At 63.9% G+C, this 22,565-nt stretch carries 24 protein-coding genes, 1 tRNA gene and 1 pseudogene; 11 read left to right on the forward strand and 15 right to left on the reverse strand.

Annotated elements, in window-relative coordinates; all coding sequences use genetic code 11:
* Window positions 1–121: 121 nt before the first annotated feature.
* The 9 genes and pseudogenes from P2G62_RS15950 to leuC form a co-directional block, all read right to left on the reverse strand.
* Window positions 122–277 (reverse strand): annotated as a pseudogene (locus P2G62_RS15950) (transposase); the annotation flags it as partial.
* Window positions 278–446: 169 nt separating this feature from the next.
* The gene (locus P2G62_RS15955; protein WP_275735880.1) at window positions 447–1,586 is read right to left on the reverse strand and encodes a hypothetical protein; all 1,140 of its coding nucleotides are present in this window, start codon (window positions 1,584–1,586) and stop codon (window positions 447–449) included.
* A gap of 296 nt (window positions 1,587–1,882) precedes the next feature.
* A tRNA-Pro gene (locus P2G62_RS15960) sits at window positions 1,883–1,959 on the reverse strand.
* Window positions 1,960–1,982: 23 nt separating this feature from the next.
* Window positions 1,983–2,990 carry a DMT family transporter gene (locus tag P2G62_RS15965; protein WP_275735881.1) on the reverse strand — a complete coding sequence of 336 codons (1,008 nt, stop codon included), beginning with the start codon at window positions 2,988–2,990 and terminating at the stop codon, window positions 1,983–1,985.
* A gap of 134 nt (window positions 2,991–3,124) precedes the next feature.
* Complete coding sequence (leuB, locus tag P2G62_RS15970; protein WP_275735882.1) at window positions 3,125–4,231, reverse strand: 3-isopropylmalate dehydrogenase; 1,107 nt, start codon at window positions 4,229–4,231, stop codon at window positions 3,125–3,127.
* Between the two features lie 72 nt (window positions 4,232–4,303).
* Window positions 4,304–5,293: an endonuclease/exonuclease/phosphatase family protein gene (locus P2G62_RS15975; protein WP_275735883.1), complete on the reverse strand. Its 990-nt coding sequence runs from the start codon at window positions 5,291–5,293 to the stop codon at window positions 4,304–4,306.
* Window positions 5,294–5,343: 50 nt separating this feature from the next.
* The gene (locus P2G62_RS15980; RefSeq protein WP_275735884.1) at window positions 5,344–6,171 is read right to left on the reverse strand and encodes a hypothetical protein; all 828 of its coding nucleotides are present in this window, start codon (window positions 6,169–6,171) and stop codon (window positions 5,344–5,346) included.
* A gap of 269 nt (window positions 6,172–6,440) precedes the next feature.
* Window positions 6,441–7,046 carry a 3-isopropylmalate dehydratase small subunit gene (gene leuD / locus P2G62_RS15985; RefSeq protein WP_275735885.1) on the reverse strand — a complete coding sequence of 202 codons (606 nt, stop codon included), beginning with the start codon at window positions 7,044–7,046 and terminating at the stop codon, window positions 6,441–6,443.
* Window positions 7,047–7,059: 13 nt separating this feature from the next.
* Complete coding sequence (gene leuC, locus P2G62_RS15990) at window positions 7,060–8,469, reverse strand: 3-isopropylmalate dehydratase large subunit (protein WP_275735886.1); 1,410 nt, start codon at window positions 8,467–8,469, stop codon at window positions 7,060–7,062.
* 405 nt (window positions 8,470–8,874) lie between these two features.
* Between leuC and rsfS the strand changes: the two genes are divergently transcribed.
* Window positions 8,875–9,240, forward strand: a complete 366-nt coding sequence (gene rsfS / locus P2G62_RS15995; RefSeq protein ID WP_275735887.1) for a ribosome silencing factor — start codon at window positions 8,875–8,877, stop codon at window positions 9,238–9,240.
* 6 nt (window positions 9,241–9,246) lie between these two features.
* Window positions 9,247–9,714 (forward strand): 23S rRNA (pseudouridine(1915)-N(3))-methyltransferase RlmH, encoded by a 468-nt coding sequence (rlmH, locus tag P2G62_RS16000; protein ID WP_275735888.1) that lies wholly within the window; start codon window positions 9,247–9,249, stop codon window positions 9,712–9,714.
* A 7-nt stretch (window positions 9,715–9,721) separates the two neighbouring features.
* On the opposite strand, the gene P2G62_RS16005 is transcribed toward rlmH, so the two are convergent.
* Together P2G62_RS16005 and P2G62_RS16010 are read right to left on the reverse strand one after the other, a co-directional pair.
* Window positions 9,722–10,405 carry an anti-sigma factor gene (locus P2G62_RS16005; RefSeq protein ID WP_275735889.1) on the reverse strand — a complete coding sequence of 228 codons (684 nt, stop codon included), beginning with the start codon at window positions 10,403–10,405 and terminating at the stop codon, window positions 9,722–9,724.
* Window positions 10,402–10,947: a sigma-70 family RNA polymerase sigma factor gene (locus tag P2G62_RS16010; protein ID WP_275735890.1), complete on the reverse strand. Its 546-nt coding sequence runs from the start codon at window positions 10,945–10,947 to the stop codon at window positions 10,402–10,404. The genes P2G62_RS16005 and P2G62_RS16010 overlap by 4 nt, the downstream gene beginning before the upstream one ends.
* A 264-nt stretch (window positions 10,948–11,211) precedes the next feature.
* On the opposite strand from P2G62_RS16010, the gene P2G62_RS16015 reads away from it, so the two are divergent.
* Both P2G62_RS16015 and P2G62_RS16020 read left to right on the forward strand, forming a co-directional pair.
* Window positions 11,212–11,916, forward strand: a complete 705-nt coding sequence (locus tag P2G62_RS16015) for a hypothetical protein (protein WP_345799278.1) — start codon at window positions 11,212–11,214, stop codon at window positions 11,914–11,916.
* Entirely contained in the window at window positions 11,916–12,461 is a 546-nt protein-coding gene (locus P2G62_RS16020) for a glutathione peroxidase (protein ID WP_275735928.1), read from the forward strand. Before P2G62_RS16015 ends, P2G62_RS16020 begins: the two co-directional genes overlap by 1 nt.
* A gap of 96 nt (window positions 12,462–12,557) precedes the next feature.
* Here P2G62_RS16020 and P2G62_RS16025 read toward each other — a convergent pair whose 3' ends face one another.
* The 3 genes from P2G62_RS16025 to P2G62_RS16035 all read right to left on the reverse strand — a co-directional run bounded on the left by P2G62_RS16025 (window position 12,558) and on the right by P2G62_RS16035 (window position 14,679).
* Entirely contained in the window at window positions 12,558–12,926 is a 369-nt protein-coding gene (locus P2G62_RS16025) for a hypothetical protein (RefSeq protein WP_275735891.1), read from the reverse strand.
* 100 nt (window positions 12,927–13,026) lie between these two features.
* A complete protein-coding gene (locus P2G62_RS16030; protein WP_275735892.1) occupies window positions 13,027–13,905 on the reverse strand; it encodes a LysR family transcriptional regulator in 879 nt (292 codons plus the stop codon).
* A gap of 180 nt (window positions 13,906–14,085) precedes the next feature.
* Window positions 14,086–14,679, reverse strand: a complete 594-nt coding sequence (locus P2G62_RS16035; protein WP_275735893.1) for an HD family hydrolase — start codon at window positions 14,677–14,679, stop codon at window positions 14,086–14,088.
* Window positions 14,680–14,809: 130 nt separating this feature from the next.
* Between P2G62_RS16035 and P2G62_RS16040 the strand changes: the two genes are divergently transcribed.
* The 4 genes from P2G62_RS16040 to P2G62_RS16055 all read left to right on the forward strand — a co-directional run bounded on the left by P2G62_RS16040 (window position 14,810) and on the right by P2G62_RS16055 (window position 17,997).
* Window positions 14,810–15,319 (forward strand): hypothetical protein, encoded by a 510-nt coding sequence (locus P2G62_RS16040; protein ID WP_275735894.1) that lies wholly within the window; start codon window positions 14,810–14,812, stop codon window positions 15,317–15,319.
* Window positions 15,320–15,423: 104 nt separating this feature from the next.
* Window positions 15,424–16,815 (forward strand): adenosylhomocysteinase, encoded by a 1,392-nt coding sequence (gene ahcY, locus P2G62_RS16045; protein ID WP_275735895.1) that lies wholly within the window; start codon window positions 15,424–15,426, stop codon window positions 16,813–16,815.
* Window positions 16,816–16,954: 139 nt separating this feature from the next.
* The gene (locus P2G62_RS16050; protein WP_275735896.1) at window positions 16,955–17,515 is read left to right on the forward strand and encodes a class I SAM-dependent methyltransferase; all 561 of its coding nucleotides are present in this window, start codon (window positions 16,955–16,957) and stop codon (window positions 17,513–17,515) included.
* 140 nt (window positions 17,516–17,655) lie between these two features.
* Window positions 17,656–17,997 carry a DUF2853 family protein gene (locus P2G62_RS16055; protein ID WP_275735897.1) on the forward strand — a complete coding sequence of 114 codons (342 nt, stop codon included), beginning with the start codon at window positions 17,656–17,658 and terminating at the stop codon, window positions 17,995–17,997.
* Window positions 17,998–18,055: 58 nt separating this feature from the next.
* On the opposite strand, the gene P2G62_RS16060 is transcribed toward P2G62_RS16055, so the two are convergent.
* On the reverse strand, window positions 18,056–18,667 hold the full coding sequence (locus P2G62_RS16060) for an enoyl-CoA hydratase/isomerase family protein (protein ID WP_275735898.1): 612 nt from the start codon (window positions 18,665–18,667) through the stop codon (window positions 18,056–18,058).
* A gap of 123 nt (window positions 18,668–18,790) precedes the next feature.
* Here P2G62_RS16060 and P2G62_RS16065 point away from each other — a divergent pair, with 123 nt between their 5' ends.
* The 3 genes from P2G62_RS16065 to P2G62_RS16075 all read left to right on the forward strand — a co-directional run bounded on the left by P2G62_RS16065 (window position 18,791) and on the right by P2G62_RS16075 (window position 22,479).
* Entirely contained in the window at window positions 18,791–20,275 is a 1,485-nt protein-coding gene (locus tag P2G62_RS16065; protein ID WP_275735899.1) for a DUF2125 domain-containing protein, read from the forward strand.
* Window positions 20,276–20,336: 61 nt separating this feature from the next.
* Window positions 20,337–21,686 (forward strand): TldD/PmbA family protein, encoded by a 1,350-nt coding sequence (locus P2G62_RS16070; protein WP_275735900.1) that lies wholly within the window; start codon window positions 20,337–20,339, stop codon window positions 21,684–21,686.
* Window positions 21,673–22,479 (forward strand): 3'(2'),5'-bisphosphate nucleotidase CysQ, encoded by an 807-nt coding sequence (locus P2G62_RS16075; RefSeq protein ID WP_275735901.1) that lies wholly within the window; start codon window positions 21,673–21,675, stop codon window positions 22,477–22,479. Before P2G62_RS16070 ends, P2G62_RS16075 begins: the two co-directional genes overlap by 14 nt.
* Window positions 22,480–22,565: the final 86 nt, after the last annotated feature.

The raw sequence follows: 22,565 nt of genomic DNA on the forward strand, positions 1-22,565 counted from the left end.
AATCCACGGTGTAAATCCCCCAACCCTCCCCTCTCGGAAAGGGCAAAAGTGGACGACTTTTACGCCGCCCGCGACACCACAACGGCGCCGCTACCGTGGCCGAGTATTGCTCCGCCGTTCACAGGGACGCATCCATGCCGCCATACTTCGCCCGCCATTTGTAAAACGCGGCGGTGCTCATCCCATGCTCACGGCACAGCTCGGCCACCGGCACACCGCCTTCGGCTTGCCGCAGGATAGCGATGATCTGCGCCTCAGTGTATCTGCTTGTCTTCATTCGAAATCTCCTCGTCCATCTTGCCGAGAAAATTCTACTTATGCAGCCCCTTACTTTCGGGGGGGATTACCCCCTCAAACTCGACGGCGAGGCCCGCCGGGCTGAAGGCGTCTCTCGCTTGCCAGTGCCCGGCGAGTTAGTTGACAAAGCTGCGCAGAATGCGGAGCTATCAGCTTCCATCCATTTCTTCTACGATGCCGTGATTGCGATAGGCATCAAGCATCATGCGCGTGTATTCGACCGTGCTTTGGGTCACGGTGCCCAAGCCGGGCCATGCGAACAGCGGATCCGTCCAAGAAACCTCAAGCTCAATCTCGATCCCAAGCAGTGCAGCCAGTTCAATTGCAGAGATCGGCTCCTTTTCTTCAGGCCAGTAGTGATCCTCGAAGGAAACAAGCACGTCGAGATCGTCATCCACCCAGATTTCCGCCAGACTCGCTCCCATGCGCTCACTGGCGTTGGTCGCATCCTCGAAGAGGGCTGCCCGGATCAAATGCGTCACCTGGTCCTTGTTCAGATCAAGTCTTGGCCGTGGATCGACGATAGAGACGATCGGCTCAATCGCTGGCCTTTCGCTGCGGGCCTGGACCGGCACTGGCCTTTGCTCGTTTGGCCCCAGCCAGAAAGCTTCTGGAAAAATGTTGATCGGGGATGCGCCGCAGCCGGGGCAATGCCAATGGTTTCTGGCGATTTGTGGGCCGGTGATTTCTGCGTCGCAGTGCAGGCAGTACCAGAGGCTTGATTCCTCCATCTCCAAGAATGGATGGCGCACTTTTCCCTCTGCATCGGGTTTCGTGGCGCGTCGTGGCCAATCGGAAAATCGTTGCGCCTTCACGCTCTGCATCAAGGCCTTGGCAGTTTGGACTGCCTCAGCTAGCAGCGCTCGATCGTTCATCGGGCTGTTCTGCGCGTGACTAATGTCGATCTCGACACGAGGTGCAGCCAAAGGGTTTTCTGGCAGCACTATTCGCCACCCATCACCTTCCATGCTAACGTCGCCAAGCATTGTTTTCAGCTCATACGAATGCCCCTTCACCTCTCCTCGCGTGATGGATTCGGGCCCCCCGAAGATATGGTCAAAGGTCGTGCCCTCGTGGGTCGTGATCCGTTCCACGAAGGCCTTGATAGTGGCGACTTGTGCTTCGGAGGGAGCCCACTCTCCTTTGGCGCTCCCCGCCAAAGCATTCCAATGGGGAAAGCCCAATCGATTGGCAACGAAGTCGAGTGCCAAGTGCTGCGGCTGAGCCGTCGCCCTCGCATAGCGCTTCGCCAGAGTTTTCAACGTTTTTAGCTTATCGTTCTTTGTCATGATCCATGTCCAAACTGGATCCGACTAGGTGCCCGCTGCTAATCAGACCCGCCATTGGCATGAAGTCTGCTGTTCGAAGTCAGGATCGCTGCAAAGCTTCGCGTGGCGGGCACACCGGCCTGCGAGTTAGGCCATACCCAACCTCCGCCATTTTCGAACGCTGGTCAACACCTATGAATTTCAGGGGCAGGGGCCCAACACCTAATGCGGTAGTTCGCTTGTTCGGATTGTCGCCTGCCACAGGAAGCTTAGTGGCAAAAAAGGAATACTACCGTGGCATTCCACAACGGGATAATTGGTCGGAGCGAGAGGATTCGAACCTCCGACCCCCTGCTCCCGAAGCAGGTGCGCTACCAGGCTGCGCTACGCTCCGACCGTGAGCGCGGAGTTACCGGGTCACCGCGGCTTTTGCAAGGGGTTATCTGAATTTTCCGTCACGCGCCGCATGCTCAGGTTCAAGGTGCGTTGCAACAGTGACGACCGGGGAGAGGTGGCCATCTCTACCCGGCCGCGGGTGCGCAAAACCGGGGTATTTTGCGAGACATCCCCGCGGCTTTCGCGGAACACGATATACATGCCTGAGGCGATCACCAGTGCCGCACCCAGCAGGGTCGGGGCGTCGAGCGTTTCGCCGAACAGCACCCGACCGTAGAACACCGCCCACAGGATCTGCGAATATTGCATGGGCGCGATGATCGCGGCCTCGCCTGCGCGGTAAGCCAGAATCATCAGGAAGGATGCGATCAGGCCAAAGCCCGCAACGACACCCAGCAGGCCTAGGTCGACCAGTTGCAGCGGTTGCCAGACGAAGGGCAGGGCGGCCCCCATTGCCAGGAAATTGCCCAGGAGTGGCGCCAGCAACAGCACCACAGAGCGTTCCTTATGGCCGATCTTGCGCACGGCAATGGCGGCAAAGGCCCCCGTGCCCGCCGAGGCCAGCGCCGCCAGATGTCCCAGCCCCAGAGCGGCCTGTCCGGGGCGTACCACGATCAGAACACCGATCAGCCCCAGCAGCACGGCGGCCCAGCGATGCAGGCCGACCTTCTCGCCCAGAACCGGGATTGCCAGGACCGTGATGAACAGCGGTGTGGCAAACAGGATCGGATAGACCTGCGCCAGCGGCAGGTTGACGAAGGCGAAAAACGCCAGAACCCCGCTGGCGACCGTCGCGGCCGAGCGGGCGATGACCCACCAGGGATGAACCGGGCGCAGGTTGCCCTCGTGGTGGTCGTTCAGAAGGATCAGCGAAATCGCCGGGAAGCTGAGCAACGACGCCATGAAGACGATCTGGATCGGCGAATAGGTATCGCCCAGCCCCTTCACCACGGCGTCGTGCGAGGCATAGATCGCCATTGCCAGCAGCGCATAGAGCGCGCCCTTGATGTTCGAATTCCGATGCGACATGGGCGCCTCCGTTACCGCCAACATATGGGGCGGGGTGGTGGGCCAACAAGCCAAAACAAAACGGCGCGGCAAAGATCCGCGCCGTTTCAACTATTTGCACAAAGCTTACGCCCGAGGGGCGCGCCGCGGGCAGATCACAGGCTCGCGTCGAGCGCCGCGATGATCTTGTCACCCATCTGCGCGGTCGAGACCGGGGTGCCGCCTTCGGGGCCCATCAGATCGGCAGTGCGCACGCCGTCCGACAGCACCTTCTCGATCGCGCTTTCCAGCCGGGTGGCCTCGTCGCCCTGATCGAAGCTGTAGCGCAGCGCCATGGCGAAGCTCAGGATGCAGGCGATCGGGTTGGCCTTGCCCTGACCCGCGATGTCGGGGGCCGAACCGTGCACGGGCTCGTACATCGCTTTCGGGCGACCGTTCTCCATCGGTGCCCCAAGCGAGGCCGAGGGCAGCATGCCCAGCGAGCCGGTCAGCATCGCCGCGCAATCCGACAGGATGTCGCCGAACAGGTTGTCGGTCACGATCACGTCGAACTGCTTGGGCCAGCGCACCAGCTGCATTGCGCCGTTGTCGGCATACATGTGCGACAGTTCGACCTCGGGGTATTCCGCGTCATGGATGCGCTGCACGACCTCGCGCCACAGAATGCCCGATTCCATGACGTTGGCCTTCTCCATCGAGCAGACCTTGTTGTTGCGGCGTTTCGCCAGCTCGAAGGCCGAGCGGGCGACGCGTTCGATTTCGCTTTCGGTATACCGCTGGGTGTTGATGCCCACACGCTCGCCGTTTTCTTCGAAGATCCCGCGCGGTTCTCCGAAATAGACGCCCGAGGTCAGTTCGCGCACGATCATAATGTCGAGACCGGCGACCACATCCTTCTTCAGCGACGAGAAGTCGGCCAGTGCGTCAAAGCACTGCGCGGGGCGCAGGTTGGCGAACAGGTCCATTTCCTTGCGCAGGCGCAGCAGGCCGCGCTCGGGCTTCACGCTGAAATCCAGCACGTCGTATTTCGGCCCGCCCACGGCGCCCAGCAGAACGGCGTCGGCCTCTTGCGCCTTGGCCATCGTTTCATCGGCCAGCGGCACGCCATGCACGTCATAGGCGGCACCGCCCACAAGGTCTTCGCTCACGTCGAACGCCAGCCCGCGCTTGTCGCCAAACCAGGTGATGATCTTCTTCACCTCGGCCATGACTTCGGGGCCGATGCCGTCGCCGGGAAGGATGAGGATAGAGGGGTTGGCCATGCGTTTTCTCCAACGAATATGGGTTGAAAGGGGCCTATCCAATGGGGGCCGCAGGGTCAAGCGTGGCGGCGCTCAGGGCAGGGTAATATCGACCCAGACAAGGTGGTGACGCGATGCGGCGGCGGTGCCCGGGTCCGCAGGCCAGACGACGCCAGCGTCGGCGACCGCCAGATCGCGCGAAGGCAGCACATAATCGACGCGCAGATTGCCGGGCGGATCATCGTAATCGGCGGTATCAAGCGCAGGGTCGCCCTGATGGCCCGGATCGGCGGCGGCGCGCCCGCCCGCGCTGGCGGGGCGTGGGTCTTGCAGCCGCGGATGCGTCAACAGGGCGACCAGCGCTTCCGACCGGCCCTCGCCATCGACCGGGTCCAGATTGGCATTGCCCAGCAGCACGAAGGGCCCCGCTGCCGGATGCCGGGACAGGCGCCCTTCCAGATAGCGCAGCCAGAGCGCTGCTTCGTCATGGTTACGCCGCCCGTTACGGTCTTCGGGCCCGTCGAACACGGGCGGCGTCGCGGCCCAGGTCCACAGATGCAGGCGTTGACCGTCGGGCAGCAGAACCGGCAGATCCCAATGCGCGGTGGTGGACAGGCGCTGCGCCGCCTCGGCCCAAGGCGACAGGTCCGCGCCCGCGATCAACGCATCGGGCAGATCGCGCCACAGCATCGCCGAGAAATCGCGTGCCTCGTCGGCCAGCAGCGGATAGCGCGACAGCACCGCCATGCCGTCTGCGCCGCTGAACCGGCCATAGCCCTGGGCGTCGCGCGGTTCTCCGGTGCGCCCGTTGCCGTCCATGTCTTGCCCGGTCGCCATGCCCGTATTGGGGCGCGATGCGAACAGATAGGGATAGCCCGCGCCTGCCGTTGCGAGCTGCGCCTCGAAAGCCCGCAGGGCGCGGCCCTCATAGTCCCAGTCGAAGCCGGTCAGCAGCAAAATATCGGGATCGGCCTGCGCGATCACCTGAACCGCCGCCGCGATCTGCGCATCCTTGCCCGATTGCAGATCGCGCCACAGCAGGCCGGGGCCCTGGCGGGTCAGTTCTGGATTCCAGGTGGCCATGCGCAGGGTCTCGGCACTGGCAGAGCTTGCGGCGCAGATCAGCGCCGCGATCAGGCCGGTGCGAAGTCGGAGATGTCGCTGTGGCGCCGCTTCTCTTCGATCATGTTGGCAATCCTCCCCATCGCGATCCCGCGCATGAAAAGGCTTGCCGGAAGAAATGCCCATGCCGTCACCGTCCAGATCAACGTGTGCGGCGCTTGCAGCGTCACCGGGGCAAAGCCCAGCGAAATCGCCTTGAGGGCCGCGGGAATAAGGAAGGGCAAAAGGAAGCCCAAAGCAACATTGAACCGCGCATCGCGGCGCAGGCGCGCGACCACATCGGCACCGGCGGTCGGCTCGAACGTCGGCAGGTTGACCCAGACGTTGAAGCTGCCCTGCGCATTGGGCCAGCCGAGCATGCGCATGATCAGGACGAAATACCCCAGCGTGATCAAAGAGATCATATAGGCCAGACCGCCAGCTGTGCGCACCTGCACCACATGCTCGGGGGTTGCCTCGGGTGGCAGCATCAGCACCAAAAGCCGCACCGGACTATAGGGCAAGTCGATCGAGCGCGCCATCGAACCGCCCAGCACCTCGACGAACCGGGTCAGCGTGCTTGGCGCGTCACCCGCCGCCACCACGGTCGACAGCAGGAAGACGGTCAGAAACAGCGAGGCGAAACGAATGCGGTTGAACGGCGGGGCATCGCGAAATTCGACCAGTCCGGGATAGACGGCCATGTATTCAAAGAATGTCAGCGCGCCGACGCACAGGGCGATCAGGGCCACGATCTGTGCGGTATCGGCGCTCAGGCTCGGAAGCATGAGCGACGGGGTCGCGATCAGTGTCACGACCAGAAACGCACGTGCCAACGCTCCGGTAAAGCGTGCAATCACAGCCCCATCCTTCAACTTGGCTGGTTCCGATACGTTGCCGGAGCCTTGTCCCAGTTTATATCCGTCAACTATGACGGCCTGCCTCATTCCTGCCATGATTTTTGCCCATCTGCAGCCGTTCTGGCAATCTTCGGTTAACCTTAGGGATTTCTTTCGGGCGTTTTGTGGAAGGAACTGGTGCGCGATTGCATCAATTTCAGCGCAAAAGTAAGGCCGCCCAGTGGGCGGCCCTAAATGTTGTAGATCAGAGGCTTAGCGCCACTACGGTCTCAGACCCAGGGACGCGACTGCGCGGCCTGTGCCTCGAACGTGTCGATGGCGGCCACTTTCTCCAGCGTCAGGCCGATGTCGTCCAGACCGTTCAGCAGGCAGTGCTTCTTGAACGGATCGACGTCGAACTTGATGACGGTGCCGTCCGAGGTGGTGATCTCTTGCGCTCCCAGATCGACGGTCATGCGCGCGTTGGCGCCTTTCTCGGCATCCTTCATCAGCAGATCGACCTGTTCCTGCGGCAGCACGATCGGCAGCATCCCGTTCTTGAACGAGTTGTTGAAGAAGATATCCGCGAACGAGGTCGAGACGATCGCCTTGATCCCGAAGTCGGCCAGCGCCCAGGGGGCATGCTCGCGCGACGATCCGCAACCGAAGTTGTCACCCGCGATCAGGATCTGGGCGTTGCGGTATTGCGGCTTGTTCAGAACGAAATCCGGGATCTCGTTGCCCTGCCGGTCATAGCGCATCTCGTCGAACAGGTTCACGCCAAGGCCCGACCGCTTGATCGTCTTGAGGAAGACCTTGGGAATGATCATGTCGGTGTCGATGTTGACCAGCGGCATGGGGGCGGCGATGCCCGTCACTTTGGTGAACTTTTCCATTGTCGTTGGCTCCTTACATCATTTCACGGACATCGGTCAGGTGACCGGTGATCGCCGCGGCGGCCGCCATCGCGGGGCTGACCAGGTGGGTGCGGCCCTTATAGCCCTGGCGCCCCTCGAAGTTGCGGTTCGAGGTCGAGGCGCAGCGCTCACCCTCGGACAGCTGGTCGGGGTTCATCGCCAGGCACATCGAGCACCCGGCCAGACGCCATTCGAAGCCGGCGTCGATGAAGATCTGGGCGATGCCTTCTTCCTCGGCCTGCAGGCGGACCAGACCCGACCCGGGCACGACCATCGCGCGCATGCCGTCCTTGATCTTCTTGCCCTTCAGGATTTCCGCCGCGGCGCGCAGGTCTTCGATGCGGCCGTTGGTGCAGGACCCGATGAACACGGTGTCGATCTGGATGTCGGTCAGCTTTTGGCCGGGGGTCAGACCCATGTAGTCGAGCGAGCGACGCGCCGCCTCGACCTTGCCGCCCTTGAAATCCTCGGGCGCGGGGACGACGCCGGAAATCGGCAGCACGTCCTCGGGGCTGGTGCCCCAGGTCACCACGGGCTCGATCTCTTCGCCCTTCAGCGTGACGACCTTGTCGAAATGCGCGCCTTCATCGGTGTAGAGCGTTTTCCACCAGTTCAGCGCGGCCTCGAACTGCGCGCCTTTGGGGGCGTGCGGGCGGCCCTTGACGTATTCAAAGGTTTTCTCGTCCGGCGCGATCAGGCCGGCGCGGGCGCCGCCCTCGATGGCCATGTTGCACACGGTCATGCGGCCTTCCATCGACAGATCGCGGATCGCTTCGCCGCAATATTCGATGACATAGCCGGTGCCGCCCGCGGTGCCGGTCGCGCCGATCACCGCCAGCGTGATGTCCTTGGCGGTGACACCCGGACGCAGCTTGCCGGTGATCTCCACCTTCATGTTCTTGGATTTCTTCTGGATCAGCGTTTGCGTGGCCAGAACGTGCTCGACCTCCGAGGTGCCGATGCCATGGGCCAGCGCGCCGAAGGCGCCATGCGTCGCGGTGTGGCTGTCGCCGCAGACCACGGTCATGCCCGGCAGGGTCCAGCCCTGTTCGGGGCCGACGATATGGACGATGCCCTGACGCACGTCGCTGACGGGGTAGTAGTTGATGCCGAAATCCTTGGCGTTCTTGTCGAGCGCCTCGACCTGAATGCGGCTTTCTTCATTGGCGATCACGCCCGACACGCGGTCCAGCGTGGTCGGCACGTTGTGGTCCGGCACGGCGATGGTCTTTTCGGGGGCGCGCACCTTGCGGCCCGCCATGCGCAGCCCTTCAAAGGCTTGCGGGCTGGTCACTTCGTGAACCAGGTGACGGTCGATATACAGCAGGCTGGTGCCGTCGGCGTCTTCGGACACGACGTGGGCGTCCCAGATTTTATCGTAAAGGGTCTTCGGAGCGGACATGGCTCTCACTTTCCAAGGATGGCTGTTCGGGTGGATGAGCGGTGGTGCGGATGCGCAAAGGCACCCCGCGCGTCACAGTCGCGCAAGGATGGAGCGGCTTTCGCCGTAGAAGCGCTCGCGCAGGCGGGCACGATCATCCATATCGAAAATTCGGCTCATGGCGCGCTAGATAAGCGGTTTGTCCGAGTCTCGCAAGCGCCGCGCGCGTCCTTGGGGTTGACAATCGGCGCGAACTGGCAGACCCGGACGGGAAATCCGCACCCGGTCGTTGAGATTTGACGACTCGGGTGTTACCTTTATTCCATGCCCTGCGCCGGGGCGGATGCGGCGCGTGGACCCCAGGAGGACAATGTCCTGTCTCATTTCTCAGTCGCGGCCGGTGATGCGGGCGCAAAGGTGGCACGCATGACGGCCGATATGACCGCCGGTGCCGAGGTGTCGAGCGACCAGATTCTGGAACGCATCATTGCCTCTCTCGAAGACGACAAAGCCGAGGATATCGTCACCATCGACCTGCGCGGGCGCTCGTCGATTGCCGATTACATGGTGATCTGTTCGGGGCGCAGCTCGCGTCAGGTCGGCGCCATCGCCGAAAAACTGACCGAGCGGCTGAAGGAAAGCTTCGGCCGTCTGTGCAAGATCGAGGGCAAGGATCAGGGCGACTGGGTGCTGATCGACACGGCCGATGTGATCGTGCATGTGTTCCGCCCTGAAGTGCGCGAATTCTATCAGCTTGAAAAGATGTGGATGCCTGCGGGCGGTCCCGTCTGATCCGACATGAAGGTCACGATTGCGGCGGTGGGGCGGTTGCGCAAAAGCCCCGAACTGACCCTGATCGAGGATTATCTGGAACGGTTTGGCAAGGCCGGTCGGGCGTTCGGGCTCGGGCCGGCCTTCGTCGTCGAGGTCGAGGACAAGAAGAACCTCGGCATGGAGGCAGAGGCCGCGCTGCTGGAACGCGCGCTGCCTGCGGGGGCCGTCATGGTCACGCTGGACGAACGCGGGGCGTTGCTGTCCTCGCCTGAATTCGCCGAAAAGCTGGCCGGTTGGCGCGATGGCGGCCGCGACGTGGCCTTCGTGATCGGCGGTGCGGATGGTATCGCGCCCGCCCTGCGCGCGAAGGCGGATTTCTCGATCTCGTTTGGCAAGATGGTCTGGCCGCATATGCTGGTGCGGGTGATGCTGGCCGAACAGATCTATCGCGCGGGGCAGATCCTGGCGGGCACGCCCTATCACCGGGTCTGAGGGGGGCTCAGATCCGGCGCAGGGCGGCTGCGGCCACCAGCGGCCCGGTAGCAACGCCGGTCGGCGACCCACCCGCGGGTTCATCGGTGATCGCCAGCGTCGCATTGGCGACCAGCGCGGTCAGTTCCGCGGGGATCGGCATTGCCGCCTGCCCCTGATGCGGCATCACGCCCAGCGAAATTGGCGCGCCATCGCCCTGAATGAGCCAAAGTTCGAAATCGCGCCCTTCGGCGGGGGCCGCGCCGCCCATCGACACGCGCATCTCGCCCGAGGCCTCGTCATACAGCGCGGCCAGGCGCACGCTGCCATCTTCGGACACCATGTCGGAAATCCACAGCGGGCCAGGCGCGGGCGGCATCGGCTGACCAAGCCACAGCACCGCGGCCAGCATGGCGGTGGCAAGCCCCGAAGCCCCGGCGAACCAGCCCCAGAGTGACGCCTTGCGCGCAGGCATTCCGAACAGCCGCCGCTCCACATCCGCCCAGACCCGGGCGGGCGGCGCGATCGGGCGCACCTCTTCGGCGAGCGGGTCGAAGCGGGCTTCCCAGCGGGCCACTTCGCGGGCGAAATCGGCATCGCGGTGAATGCGGCGCGTCACGTCCTGCCGTGTGGCCAGATCCAGCGTGCCCAGCACATATTCGCCGGCCAGGGCGATGTCGTCTTCGGTCAAGGGGTTGCGCGGGTCGGTCATGGCGACAGGCACTCCCGGAGTTGGAGCAGGCTGCGCCGCAGCCAGCTGCGCATCGTGTTCAGCGGCACGGCGAATCGCTCGGCCAGTTCCTGATAGCTGTCACCCTCGACATAGGCGCGGCGCACGGCTTCGGCACGGGCGGGTTCCAGCGTTTCCAGGCAGGTTTCGATCCGGCGTCCTTCGGAGCGGGTGATCGCCGCGGCCTCGGGGCCCGGCGTCGGGTCTGGCACGGCGTCCGCGGCCTCCAGCCCGACGGCGGCCGTGCGCCGTGCCCGCAGCCGGTCGATCGCGTGGTTGCGCGCGACCGCGTTCATCCAGGCCGTGGGGCTGGCGACGTCGGGAAGATAGCGATCGGCGTTGTTCCAGATCTTCACGAAAACCTCCTGCAGCGCGTCTTCGGCCTCTCGGCGGTCCTTCAGAAGACGCATGCAGATCGCAAAAAGTTTCGGGGACAGCGCGGAATAGAGCGCGGCAAAGGCCGCCCGGTCCTTCAGGGCAATCCGGGCCAGCAGGGCTGCAACCTCTTCCGTCTGGACTGCCATCTGACCTTTCGACGCCTCTTCGCGGGATTTTTCTGGCGCGTATGCAACCTTTTGTGCGGTTGCAACGTCTCTTCCACAGTAACAATGGCAGAGCGAGGCACAGGTGACAACCGAGGGATTGAATATCGCCGTGATCGGCAGCAGGATTTCACGTTCGCGGACGGGGGTTTGCATCCGTGCCCCGCGCCGTCTGACCTGGCCGCTGAAACCGGTGCGCGCCTTGCCCTGCGGCCCGGCGCTGCCCCTGACCCGGAGGTTCGCCCGATGATCCGCCCCCTGCTGGCACCGCTGGTGCTGATCCTGACAGTGGCCTTCGCGCTGTCGCCGCTGGCAAGCAATGGCTTCAACGGCTTTACCCCCGGCCAGTTTCCGGTGGTGCAGGACAGTTGGCCGGTGCAGCCGGTCGGTTGGGCGTTCTCGATCTGGGGGGTGATCTATCTGTGGCTGGCGGCCGGCGCGGTTTATGGGGTCATGCGCGCGCGGCACGATCCGCGCTGGCAAGCGATGCGCGCGCCGCTGGCGGCCAGCCTTCTGATCGGGGTGTTCTGGATCACGGTTGCAAATCTGCAGCCGCTGGCCGCCACCGTGATGATCATCTTCATGGCGGCGGGGGCGATTGCGGCACTTCTGCGCGCCCCCGATGGCATCTGGGCCGCGGGGCCGGTCGGGCTCTATGCCGGGTGGCTGACGGCGGCGACGGGCGTGGCGATAGCGGTCGTGCTGGGGGGCTATGGTGTGCTGTCGGCGCAGGCGGCGGCGCTGGTCCTGTTGGCGTTGATCCTGATCGTGGCGCTTGCGGTGCAATGGCAACGCCCGGGCGCACTCAGCTATGCATTCGGGGTCGGTTGGGCGTTGATGGGGGTGATCGTCGCCAATTTGAGCCCGGCAAATGTTCCCGTGGTCGGGCTTGCGGGCTTTGGCATCTTTGCGCTGGTGGCTTTGGTGGTTTGGAAAAGAAAGGTTTCGTGATGGGTTTGAAAGGCTTGATGATCGCGGCGGTAACGGTGTGGGCGACGCTCGCGGGCGCCCTAAGCGCGCAGGAGGCCGCGCCGGGCTTCATCTTCGAGTCGATCGACGGTGGCACGCTGGACACGGCGGACTGGCGCGGGCGGCCGGTGCTGGTGGTGAACACCGCCTCGATGTGCGGGTTCACGCCGCAACTGGAAGGCTTGCAGGACCTGCACGAAACCCTGGGGCCCAAAGGGTTGGTGGTGCTGGCGGTTCCGTCGAACGATTTCGCGCAGGAATACGACAGCGCCGCCAAGGTCAAGGAATTCTGTGCGCTGACCTATGGCATCACCCTGCCGATGACCGACATCACCCATGTGCGGGGCGCGCAGGCGCATCCGTTCTATCAGTGGCTGCGCGAAACGCAGGGCTTTGTGCCGATGTGGAACTTCAACAAGGTCCTGCTGGATGGCGAAGGTCAGGTGGTGGCGACCTGGGGCGCGCTGACCAAGCCGGAATCGTCTGCGATCCGCGCGGCCGTCGCACCGCTTCTGTCAGGCAGCTGAGATCTGGCGGGCGTTACGATTGCCTTTATGCCGACGGTCATGAAGATCACCGGATTGGAGAGGTAATAGGTGCCCGCATGGGCGCCGGATCATGCCTCAGAAATGCGCTTTCGGCTCGTCCGGTTTTCCGGCCGCGATCGCCAGCACGCCACCCAACAGGCAAAACCCGATCGGAAACATCGTAAAGACGCCGAAGCCGAAGGCGACATAGATCAGGCCTGCGGACAAGATCATCAAGACCCCGCCCCAAAGTGCGCGGACCTTGGCCATGGCGCCCCCGGCAATCGCCAGCAACGGGGCCAGAAAGCTCGCCGTGCGGATCAGTTGCGCATTGTCGACTTGTCCGAAGATCTCGCCGACCTCTGCATGGGTGTTGACCACTTCGGTGTAGCCATAGCTGAAAAACCCGACGAGCATGGCGATCAGCCCGCCAATTATGCCCAACATCAATGCCGCATTGCGCATTTGCCCACTTTCCGCCCCGTGGAGCATCGTTTCCGTCGTGTCCTGTCCCGAGATAGGCCCTGTTCCCCCGATCAATCAAGGGGTGCCGCGGTTGTGTTGCTCAGGTTTCGGATTTCAGCCAGTCGACGAAGGTCTTCGCCGCAGCGCTCATCGGGCCCGGTGGCCAGACGACATAATAGCCCAGGTTTTCGGTGTTCAACTCGTGGATCTTCACCAGCCAGCCGAGTTTCAGATCCTCTTCGATCAGGGCCTCTGTCTCCAGATGCAGACCGATGCCTTCGCGCGCAGCGGACAGGGCCAGTTCTTCGTTCGGGAAATCGGTGAATTTCAGCGCGGCGGGTTTCAGGCCGATGGATTCCAGCAGTTGCATCTGCTCGGGCCAGTCGCCTTCGCGAATCCAGGGCAGCATCGACATTTCGCGCAGCGACAGTTTCGTGCGCCCGCCCAGCAGTTCCGGCGCGGCCACAACGACCTGTGGCGCAGCGGTCAGAAATTCGGAATGCACGCCGCTCCAGCCGCCACTGCCGAACCGGATGCCAAGGCTGGCCCCGACCTCGCGCAGATCGACCGTGCGCGGTTCAGGCAGCAGCGAGAGCGCCACATCGGGGTGTTTCTTCCAGAACCGGGCCAATCGCGGCATTAGCCACTCGGCGGCGAAAGCGGGCGGCAGGGTCACGGTCAGCGGGCGTTCCGTCTTGTGCGCGCGCAGGCCTTCGACCGCGGTCTGGATCATCGTGAAACTGTCGGTCAGCACAGCGGCCAGCCGTTCGCCTTCGGGCGTCAGGTGCAGGCTGCGGCCCTCGCGCCAGACCAGTTCGGTGCCCAGATCCGCCTCCAGCGCGCGGACCTGCTGGGCCACGGCGGCATGCGTCACATTCAGCCCGCGCGCAGCGGCGCTGAACCCGCCTGCGCGGGCGGTCGCCGCAAAGGCCCGCAGCGCCGTCAGGGGCGGCATCTTGCGCCAGTCGATTTCACTCATCTGTTAGTTTTCCTAACATTCACGGTAAAATTCCTGACTCGCAAAATGGCGCGAGTCAACGCAAATAGGAAACAGAACAGTGATGTTGGAGATTGAAAATGTTCCGTATGCTTGGTGATGTGTTGACCCTTGCGATGGGCGGCTATGCCCCGCGCGCACCGAAAAAGGGCGAATACAAGTTCAGCCGCTGATCGCGGCAAGCAAGGTGTGGTGGCGCGCGGTGTAATCCGCGCGGACCTCGGCCGGGGGGCGCAGGCGGATCGTCAGCCCCCGGATCACCCCCGGATCGGGGCGGCCAAACAGCTTATCCGCTTCTTTCGTTGAAAATCCCGCGATCTGCTCGGCCTCCAGCCGGGCCGAGATGATGTCTGCCGCCTTGATTGCTTTCTTGATCGGCGCCGGCAGCGTGGCGGGCAAGCCGAAGCGCAGATGGACGGCGGCCGTCAGGCGGGCGTCCAGTTCGCCATAGCCGGGGCCGATCGTCGCTTTCACCGGGCTGATCATGTCGCCCAGCACATATTCGGGCGCATCGTGCAGCAGCGCGGCCAGTTGCCAGCGCGCACCGATCCCGGGGTTCTGGCGGCTGAAGATCTGTTCGACCAGAATTGAATGCTCGGCCACCGAATAGGGCCAGTCGCCCAGCGTCTGACCGTTCCAGCGCGCGACGAAAGCCAGCCCGTGGGCAATGTCCTCGATCTCTATGTCCATCGGTGTCGGGTCCAGCAGATCCAGCCTGCGCCCCGAAAGCATCCGCTGCCACGCGCGTTTCGTCATCACCCCTCCAGACCGGGTCCGTTCAGCGCCCCAGAGCTAGCCTCTGGGGGCGGGGCTGTAAACCGCAGGGAACCATATCGGCGCGGATTGCGTTGTCTGCTTGAACGCATCCAACGAAGAGGGCTGATCCATGCACCCGAAATCGCTGACCCTTGCTACCTTTGCAACCGCCGCCATGGCTTCTGTGGCCGTTTCGGTGATGGCGGCCACCACCGGGGTTGGCGCCGGTGACAATGCGGCGCCCGCCGCGCAGATGCAAACCGCAAGCGTGGGCGATTTTGCGGCCTATGGGCGCCCGATGGACGATATGGGCGGCGCTCCGCTGTATGGCGATCTGTCGGTTTTCGATACGATCACCGAGATCGGCGAGGCGCAGGCGGTCAACGTGCCCTATTGCGACCATCGCCCCGAATTGCTGACGACCCTGGCGCATGATTTCGGCGAACATCCGGTGACGCAGGCGCCGATGGACGATCACCGCCATGTCGAGCTGTGGGCCTCGGAAGTGATGGGCACCTGGACGGCGGTTTATGTGCGTGCCGACGGTGTGGCTTGCGTGATCAATTCGGGCGTCGACTGGACCCCGACCAGCGACCCCGTCGCAATGCTGGAAACCGTGACCGGTGCGGCCAGCAGCTGATCCCTAGTAGTGGCCACAGCCCCTTTCCGCGCCCCGGATCGCGTCATTGTCCATTAAGAGATGGAATGGTAAGGAGCCCCAACTGAGTATTGGGGAGCCGCATTATGGCCGATTACATCGTCAAGGACATCGCGCTTGCCGCCTATGGGCGCAAAGAACTCGACATTGCCGAAACCGAAATGCCGGGCCTGATGGCGCTGCGCGAGGAATTCGGCGCGGCGCAGCCGCTGAAAGGTGCGCGGATCGCGGGTTCGCTGCATATGACGATCCAGACCGCCGTGCTGATCGAGACGCTCAAGGCGCTGGGCGCGGATGTGCGCTGGGCGTCGTGCAACATCTTCTCGACCCAGGATCATGCGGCGGCGGCGATCGCGGCGGGCGGCACCCCGGTTTTCGCGATCAAGGGCGAAACGCTGGAAGAATACTGGACCTATACCGACAAGATCTTCCAGTTCGAGGAAGGCACCTGCAACATGATCCTCGACGATGGCGGGGATGCGACGCTCTATATCCTGCTGGGCGCGCGGGTCGAGGCGGGCGAAACCGATCTGATCGAAGTGCCGACCTCGGAAGAAGAGGTCTGCCTGTTCAACCAGATCAAGAAGCGTCTGGCGGCCAGCCCGGGCTGGTTCACGGCGCAGCGTGCCGCGATCAAGGGTGTGTCCGAGGAAACCACGACCGGCGTGCATCGCCTGTATGACCTGCACAAGAAGGGCCTGCTGCCCTTCCCGGCGATCAACGTGAACGACAGCGTCACCAAGTCGAAATTCGACAACAAATACGGCTGCAAGGAATCGCTGGTCGACGGCATCCGCCGCGCGACCGATGTGATGATGGCGGGCAAGGTCGCCGTGGTCTGCGGCTATGGCGATGTGGGCAAGGGCTCGGCCGCCAGCTTGCGCGGTGCCGGTGCGCGCGTGAAGGTGACCGAAGTCGATCCGATCTGCGCGCTGCAGGCCGCGATGGACGGGTTCGAGGTTGTCGTGCTGGAAGATGTGGTGGCGGATGCCGACATCTTCATCACCACGACCGGCAACAAGGACGTGATCCGCATCGAGCATATGCGCGAGATGAAGGACATGGCGATCGTCGGCAACATCGGCCATTTCGACAATGAAATTCAGGTCGCCGCGCTGAAGAACCACAAATGGACCAACGTCAAGGATCAGGTGGACATGATCGAGATGCCCTCGGGCGCGCGGATCATCCTGCTGTCCGAAGGCCGGCTTCTGAACCTGGGCAATGCCACCGGTCACCCGAGCTTCGTGATGTCGGCCAGCTTCACCAACCAGGTGCTGGCGCAGATGGAGCTGTGGACCAAGGGCGAGGAGTACCAGCCCGGCGTCTATATCCTGCCCAAGCATCTGGACGAGAAAGTGGCGCGCCTGCATCTGAAGAAGATCGGCGTCAAGCTGACCACGCTGCGCCCGGATCAGGCCGCCTATATCGGCGTGACGGTCGAAGGCCCCTTCAAGCCCGAGCATTACCGCTACTGATCTGTGCTTCGCTTACCACGGCGGCGGGATTTTCCGATCCCGCCGCCGTTTTGCTGTGATCTCCATTTGCAGATCCTTGGTCCCGCGATATCGTCCCGGCAGGTAAAATGCGCCGGGAAAAGGCGAGTGAGGGCAGTAAATGGAAACGTCGAAACGGGACCGCGTGCGCGGTAAATTGCTGGCTATGATGCCCAAAGGGGCGGTCTGCGCCGAGGTCGGTGTGTGGGAGGGCAACTTCTCGGAGCGCATCCTGAACGAATGCGAGCCCACCGCCCTGCACCTGATCGACCCCTGGCTCTATCAGCCGGAATTCGGCAACACCGGCTTCGGGCGCAAGAAGAACGAAGACCTGATGGAAGAGAAATACCTGTCGGTCGTCGAGAAGTTCAAGGATGACAGCCGCGTCACCATTCACCGGGCGATGTCGGATGTGGCGCTGGCCGCGATGCCCGATCACAGCCTCGACTGGATCTATCTGGACGGCAACCATAACGAGCCCTTCATCGGACAGGATCTGGAGATGAGCCTGCGCAAGGTGAAGCTGAACGGCATCATCTCGGGCGATGATTTCAACTGGCAAAGCGAACGCAGCGGGGCGCCGGTCAAGCGCGCGGTCGAGGCGGTCATGGGGCTCTTGGGCGGCCGGGCCGAACTGACGCTGCTGGCCAACCAGTATTTCATCCAGCTCCAGCGCGGCTAAGCCATTTGCCGCTTGCCCCTACGGCAGGGGGGAGGAAGGGCGCAGATTTCCCTTGGTTCTGCGTCGCCTTTCCTCTTACGCTTTGGTCCGACATGGGGCCCGCCCATGCATAAGCAAACCGGACAGGTGGGAGTGAGAAAATGGGTAAACGCGACGATCTGATCGCCAAATACGCGGACGATCTGCAAAACAAATGCGGTATGACGCCGGATATGGACCTGCTGACCAAGGTCACGGTCGGCTGCGGTCCGGCAATCTACAATGCGGATTCCTCGACGGTGGCGGCGGGTCAGCCGGCCGAGCTGGAAACCGTGAAGAACAATTTCCTTATCAAGAAACTCGGGCTTGCCGATGGCCCCGAGCTGATGGATGCGATCGACGCGGTGATCGAGACCTATGGCCGTTCGGAGCGCAACAAATACCGTGCCGTGGTCTATTACATGCTGACCAAGCATTTCGGCAAGGAAGCCGTCTACGGCTAAGCCGATCGGGCATCGGATCGCAACACGCCCGGGGTGGGTTGCCCCGGGCGTCTGCATGTCAGATCAGCGCCTTGATCCCGGCCACATGGGCGGGGCTGGCGGCGCGGGCATCGGCGGCCAGCGTGGCCACGGTGTCGGCCAGCGCCTCGGGGGCGACGATCCGGTCGATCAGCCCCCAGTCGCAGGCCTCTTCGGCCTCGATCTTCTGCCCTGCCATCAGGATTATCTTGCTGCGTGCCGGACCGATCAGCGCGGCCATCCGTTTCGGGTCCGAAGGCTGCGGCAGGAAGCCCAGCTTCATCACCGGGTAGAAGACCTTCGCGCCCGGCACGGCGATGCGCAGATCGCAGGCCAGAACCATGCCCATCGCGCCCCCCGCGAGCGTGCCGTTCAGCGCCGCGATGGTCAGGCAGGGCAGCGCCGCGATCGCGCCCGACAGCCGTTCCCAGACCGGATCGGTGGCAAGCCCGGCGCGCGCCTCGTCCAGATCGGCGCCCGCCGAAAACACCTTGCCCTCGCCGCGCAACACGAACACCCTCGCCTCTTCGCGCGCGGCGCGTTCGGCTATATCGGCAATCTCGCCCAGCATCGCCCGGGTCAGGGAGTTCGCCTTTTCGGGCCGGTCGATCGTTACCGTCCAAAGGCCATCGTCAATATCGAGCCGGATCATCTGCCTCTCCTGTCGCTGTCTGGTCACCCTTTCCTTACCTCCTAGCAAGCCAGCAAGCCCTTGACCATCGTGGCGCACCACGGGATGCTGCGCGCAACGATTTCAAACCGGAAGGGTAGGATGATGACTCGGTTGAAAACCGCAGGGCTGGGTGTGTGTTTTTCGCTTCTGGGAAGCACGGCGCTGTGGGCAGATGTGACTGCCGAACAGGTCTGGGACGCATGGTCGCAGCAATATGCGGCCTATGGCTACGACATGACCACGGCAGGGACCGAGAAATCCGGTGACACGCTGGTGGTCAGCGGGGTGCAGATGAAAAGCGAAACCCCCGAGGCCAGCTTCAACATGCTGATCCCCGAGGTGCGGCTGCGCGAGCTGGGCGACGGTACCGTCGAGGTGAGGGTTTCGCCCGAGATCAAGGCCGAGGCCGACGCGAAATCTGCCGAGGATGCCCAGATGCAGATGGCGATCAATATCCGTCAGGCCAATGCGGTGACCATCGTGTCGGGCACGCCCGAGAACCTGTCCTATGACGTGACCGCGCCCGAGATCGTGGTCGATCTGGATCAGACCGTGCTGGACGGTGAAAAGAATGTTCCGATCAAGCTCTGGCTGTCGATCAGCGGGGTTTCGGGCAAATATCAGGTGCAGGACGTCGCCGGGCAGAAGGTCGACTCCAATGTCGCGATTTCCGGCATCAAGATGACGGCCTCGGGCGCCGATCCCGACGGGAGCGGCACTTTCGCGCTGGATGGGCAGTTGGCCGATCTGAAACTGCAAAGCGCGATGGCGATGCCCGAGGGTGTGACGATGGAGGATATGCCCGCGGCCTTGGCGGCCGGGCTGTCGATGTCGATGAATGCAAGCTATGGCGCGTCGAGCTATTCGGTCGATGCCGAGGCACCCGAAGGCGCGACCAAACTGGCGGGGGCTGCGCAGAAAGGGCGTCTGAACTTTGCGCTCAGCCCCGAGGGCGTGGTTTATCAGGCGGCCAGTAATGGCACGACGATGGAAATGACCTCGCCGCAGTTGCCGATGCCGCTGAGTGCCGCGCTGGATCAGGTGAACGCCGATTTCGCGCTGCCGCTGTCGAAATCCGATGCGGCCCAGCCCTTCACCGGCAAGATCGGTCTGGTCGGGCTGACCGTCTCGGACGAGATCTGGGGCATGTTCGACCCGACCGCGCAGCTGCCGCGTGATCCGGCGACGCTGGTCATCGACCTGACCGGGAAGATGCGTCCGACGATGGATCTGTTCTCGCCCGAAAGCGCCGCGCAGCCGATGCCGCCGGTCGAGGTCGAGACGCTCGACATCAATCGCGTCCAGCTGACGCTGGCCGGTGCCGACCTGACCGGCAAGGGCGCGCTGACCTTCGACAATTCGATGGGCATGCCGATGCCGCTGGGTGCGATCGACCTGAAGCTGGTGGGCGCCAACGGCCTGATGGACAAGCTGGTGACGATGGGGCTGATGCCGCAGGATCAGGCGATGTTCGCGCGCATGATGATGGGGCTTTATGCCGTGCCTGCGGGCGAGGATGAGATGACGTCGAAGATCGAGTTCAAGGAAGGCGGCGAAATCCTCGCCAATGGCCAGCGCATCCAGTAAGGATGCATGAAACACGGGGCCGCCCGGCCAAACCGGGCGGTCTTTTCATTCAGGAGCCTTCATGTCCGACACGCGACTTTCCGATCTGACCGCTGCACTTCTGGCGGCCGCCACCAAGGCGGGTGCGCACGCCGCCGATGCGATTGCGGTAGATGGGCGCGCGGTGTCGATCGACGTGCGGGCGGGCGGGCTGGAACAGGCCGAACGTTCGGAAGGGGTCGAGATCGGGCTGCGTGTGCTGATCGGTGGGCGTCAGGCCTGTGTCTCGGCCTCCGATGTTTCGGCGCGTACCATTGCCGACATGGCCGAACGCGCGGTGGCGATGGCACGCGAGGCGCCCGAAGATCCCTATGCCGGGCTGGCCGACCCTGACCAGATCGCCCGGCACTGGGATAGCGCCGCGCTGGAACTGGAAGATACCAGCCCCGAACCTGCCGCCGCGGCGCTGGAACGTGATGCGCGCGAGGCCGAAGCCGCCGCGCTGGCCGTGGCGGGTGTGACGCAGGTGCAATCGGCATCGGCGTCCTATTCGCGCAGGCGTTTGCATATCGCCGCGACGAACGGGTTTTCGGGCGGATATGGGCGCAGCTCTCGTTCGGTGTCTGCCGTGGCAATCTCGGGCGAGGGCCTGTCGATGGAGCGTGACTGGGCCGCCGAGAGCCGCACCTTTCAGGCCGATCTGCCTGATGCCGCCTCGGTCGGTGCGCAGGCCGGGCAACGCGCGGTCGAACGTGCGCAGCCGCGGCGGCCGAAGACCGGCGCTTATCCGGTGTTGTTCGACGAACGCATCGCGGGCAGCCTGATCGGCCATCTGCTGGCGGCGATCAACGGCAGTGCGATTGCGCGCGGGGCGTCCTGGCTGCGCGACGGGATGGGCACGCAGGTTCTGCCTGCGGGGCTGTCGCTGACAGAAGAGCCGCACCGGCCGCGGATTTCCGGCTCGCGTCCCTTCGATGCCGAAGGCCTGCCGACCGCGCGGCGTGCGATCGTGTCCGAGGGCGTGCTGCAAAGCTGGACGCTCGATCTGGCGACCGCGCGCAAGCTGGGGCTGCAAAGCACCGCCAGCGCGTCGCGCGGGACATCCTCGCCGCCATCGCCCAGCGTGGGCAACGTGACGCTGACGCCGGGCAGTGCCACGCGCGACGATCTGATCGCACAGATGGGCACCGGGCTGCTGATCACGTCCTTCATCGGATCGACGATCAATCCGACCACCGGCGATTATTCTCGCGGTGCCTCGGGGTTCTGGGTCGAGAACGGGCAGATTGCCTATCCGGTCAACGAATGCACCGTGGCGGGCAACCTGCGCGAGATGCTGTTGCGGATCACGCCGGCCAATGACGCGCGCGCCCATCTGAGCCATCTGGTGCCCTCGCTGCTGATCGAGGGGCTGACGCTTGCAGGCCAGTAACCCCGCGACCGATCTGACGCTGCTGACCGATGCCGCGCGGGCCGCAGGGGACATTGCCCTGCGTTACTGGCAGAAATCGCCCGAGGCCTGGGACAAGGGCGCGGGCGCCGGGCCCGTATCGGAGGCGGATCTGGCGGTCAATGACATGCTGGAGGCCGAGTTGCGCGCGGCCAGGCCCGATTATGGCTGGCTGTCCGAAGAAAGCGCGGATAGTGCCGCGCGGCTGGCGGCCGAACGGGTGTTCATCGTCGATCCGATTGATGGCACGCGGGCGTTTCTGGCCAATGAGGGCGGGTTCGCGCATGCCATCGCCGTGGCCGAGGCCGGGCGGATCGTGGCCGGGGTCGTGCATCTGCCCGCGCTGGGGCTGACCTATACCGCCACGTCTGACGGGCCTGCCTTGCTGAACGGGGCGCCGATTGCGCCCTCGACGGTCGCCGCGCTCGAGGGAAGCACGGTGCTGACCTCGAGGCTGTCCGACGATCCGCATCACTGGCTTGGCGGGGCGGTGCCGGGCTACAAACGCAGTTTCCGCTCGTCCCTAGCCTGGCGTCTGTGCCTGGTGGCGGACGGGCAGTTCGACGCGACGATTTCGCTGCGCCCCGCGTGGGAATGGGACATCGCCGCGGCCAGCCTGATTGCCGAACGCGCGGGGGCCCGTGCCACCGACCGGCTGGGGGCCGGGCTGCAGTTCAATGCGCCGACGGCGCAGGCCAACGGTCTGGTCGTGGCCGGGCCCAGCCTGCATTCCGACTATATTGCGCGGCTTGCGCGTTGGCCGGGCACGGGCTGAGGCCAGCCAAAATCCGGGTCGTTCCTTACGATTTCTAAAGACTCTGCGCCTAGCGTTCCCCAGAGCAAGAATTGCGTATCGGGGGC

Source organism: Paenirhodobacter sp. CAU 1674 (genome assembly GCF_029222945.1).
GTDB lineage: Bacteria > Pseudomonadota > Alphaproteobacteria > Rhodobacterales > Rhodobacteraceae > Rhodobacter.

Bases quoted from the DNA above. Each gene is read 5' to 3' on its own strand.
- P2G62_RS16025 (WP_275735891.1), bottom strand. From the start codon at position 12,926: ATGCGCAATGCGGCATTGATGTTGGGCATAATTGGCGGGCTGATCGCC.
- rsfS (WP_275735887.1), top strand. From the start codon at position 8,875: ATGACGGCCGATATGACCGCCGGTGCCGAGGTGTCGAGCGACCAGATT.
- P2G62_RS15975 (WP_275735883.1), bottom strand. From the start codon at position 5,293: ATGGCCACCTGGAATCCAGAACTGACCCGCCAGGGCCCCGGCCTGCTG.
- P2G62_RS16055 (WP_275735897.1), top strand. From the start codon at position 17,656: ATGGGTAAACGCGACGATCTGATCGCCAAATACGCGGACGATCTGCAA.
- leuD (WP_275735885.1), bottom strand. From the start codon at position 7,046: ATGGAAAAGTTCACCAAAGTGACGGGCATCGCCGCCCCCATGCCGCTG.
- P2G62_RS15955 (WP_275735880.1), bottom strand. From the start codon at position 1,586: ATGACAAAGAACGATAAGCTAAAAACGTTGAAAACTCTGGCGAAGCGC.
- P2G62_RS16020 (WP_275735928.1), top strand. From the start codon at position 11,916: ATGGGTTTGAAAGGCTTGATGATCGCGGCGGTAACGGTGTGGGCGACG.
- leuB (WP_275735882.1), bottom strand. From the start codon at position 4,231: ATGGCCAACCCCTCTATCCTCATCCTTCCCGGCGACGGCATCGGCCCC.
- P2G62_RS16065 (WP_275735899.1), top strand. From the start codon at position 18,791: ATGACTCGGTTGAAAACCGCAGGGCTGGGTGTGTGTTTTTCGCTTCTG.
- P2G62_RS16060 (WP_275735898.1), bottom strand. From the start codon at position 18,667: ATGATCCGGCTCGATATTGACGATGGCCTTTGGACGGTAACGATCGAC.
- P2G62_RS16030 (WP_275735892.1), bottom strand. From the start codon at position 13,905: ATGAGTGAAATCGACTGGCGCAAGATGCCGCCCCTGACGGCGCTGCGG.
- P2G62_RS15965 (WP_275735881.1), bottom strand. From the start codon at position 2,990: ATGTCGCATCGGAATTCGAACATCAAGGGCGCGCTCTATGCGCTGCTG.
- ahcY (WP_275735895.1), top strand. From the start codon at position 15,424: ATGGCCGATTACATCGTCAAGGACATCGCGCTTGCCGCCTATGGGCGC.
- P2G62_RS16010 (WP_275735890.1), bottom strand. From the start codon at position 10,947: ATGGCAGTCCAGACGGAAGAGGTTGCAGCCCTGCTGGCCCGGATTGCC.
- rlmH (WP_275735888.1), top strand. From the start codon at position 9,247: ATGAAGGTCACGATTGCGGCGGTGGGGCGGTTGCGCAAAAGCCCCGAA.
- P2G62_RS16005 (WP_275735889.1), bottom strand. From the start codon at position 10,405: ATGACCGACCCGCGCAACCCCTTGACCGAAGACGACATCGCCCTGGCC.
- P2G62_RS16040 (WP_275735894.1), top strand. From the start codon at position 14,810: ATGCACCCGAAATCGCTGACCCTTGCTACCTTTGCAACCGCCGCCATG.
- leuC (WP_275735886.1), bottom strand. From the start codon at position 8,469: ATGTCCGCTCCGAAGACCCTTTACGATAAAATCTGGGACGCCCACGTC.
- P2G62_RS16050 (WP_275735896.1), top strand. From the start codon at position 16,955: ATGGAAACGTCGAAACGGGACCGCGTGCGCGGTAAATTGCTGGCTATG.
- P2G62_RS16070 (WP_275735900.1), top strand. From the start codon at position 20,337: ATGTCCGACACGCGACTTTCCGATCTGACCGCTGCACTTCTGGCGGCC.
- P2G62_RS16015 (WP_345799278.1), top strand. From the start codon at position 11,212: ATGATCCGCCCCCTGCTGGCACCGCTGGTGCTGATCCTGACAGTGGCC.
- P2G62_RS16035 (WP_275735893.1), bottom strand. From the start codon at position 14,679: ATGACGAAACGCGCGTGGCAGCGGATGCTTTCGGGGCGCAGGCTGGAT.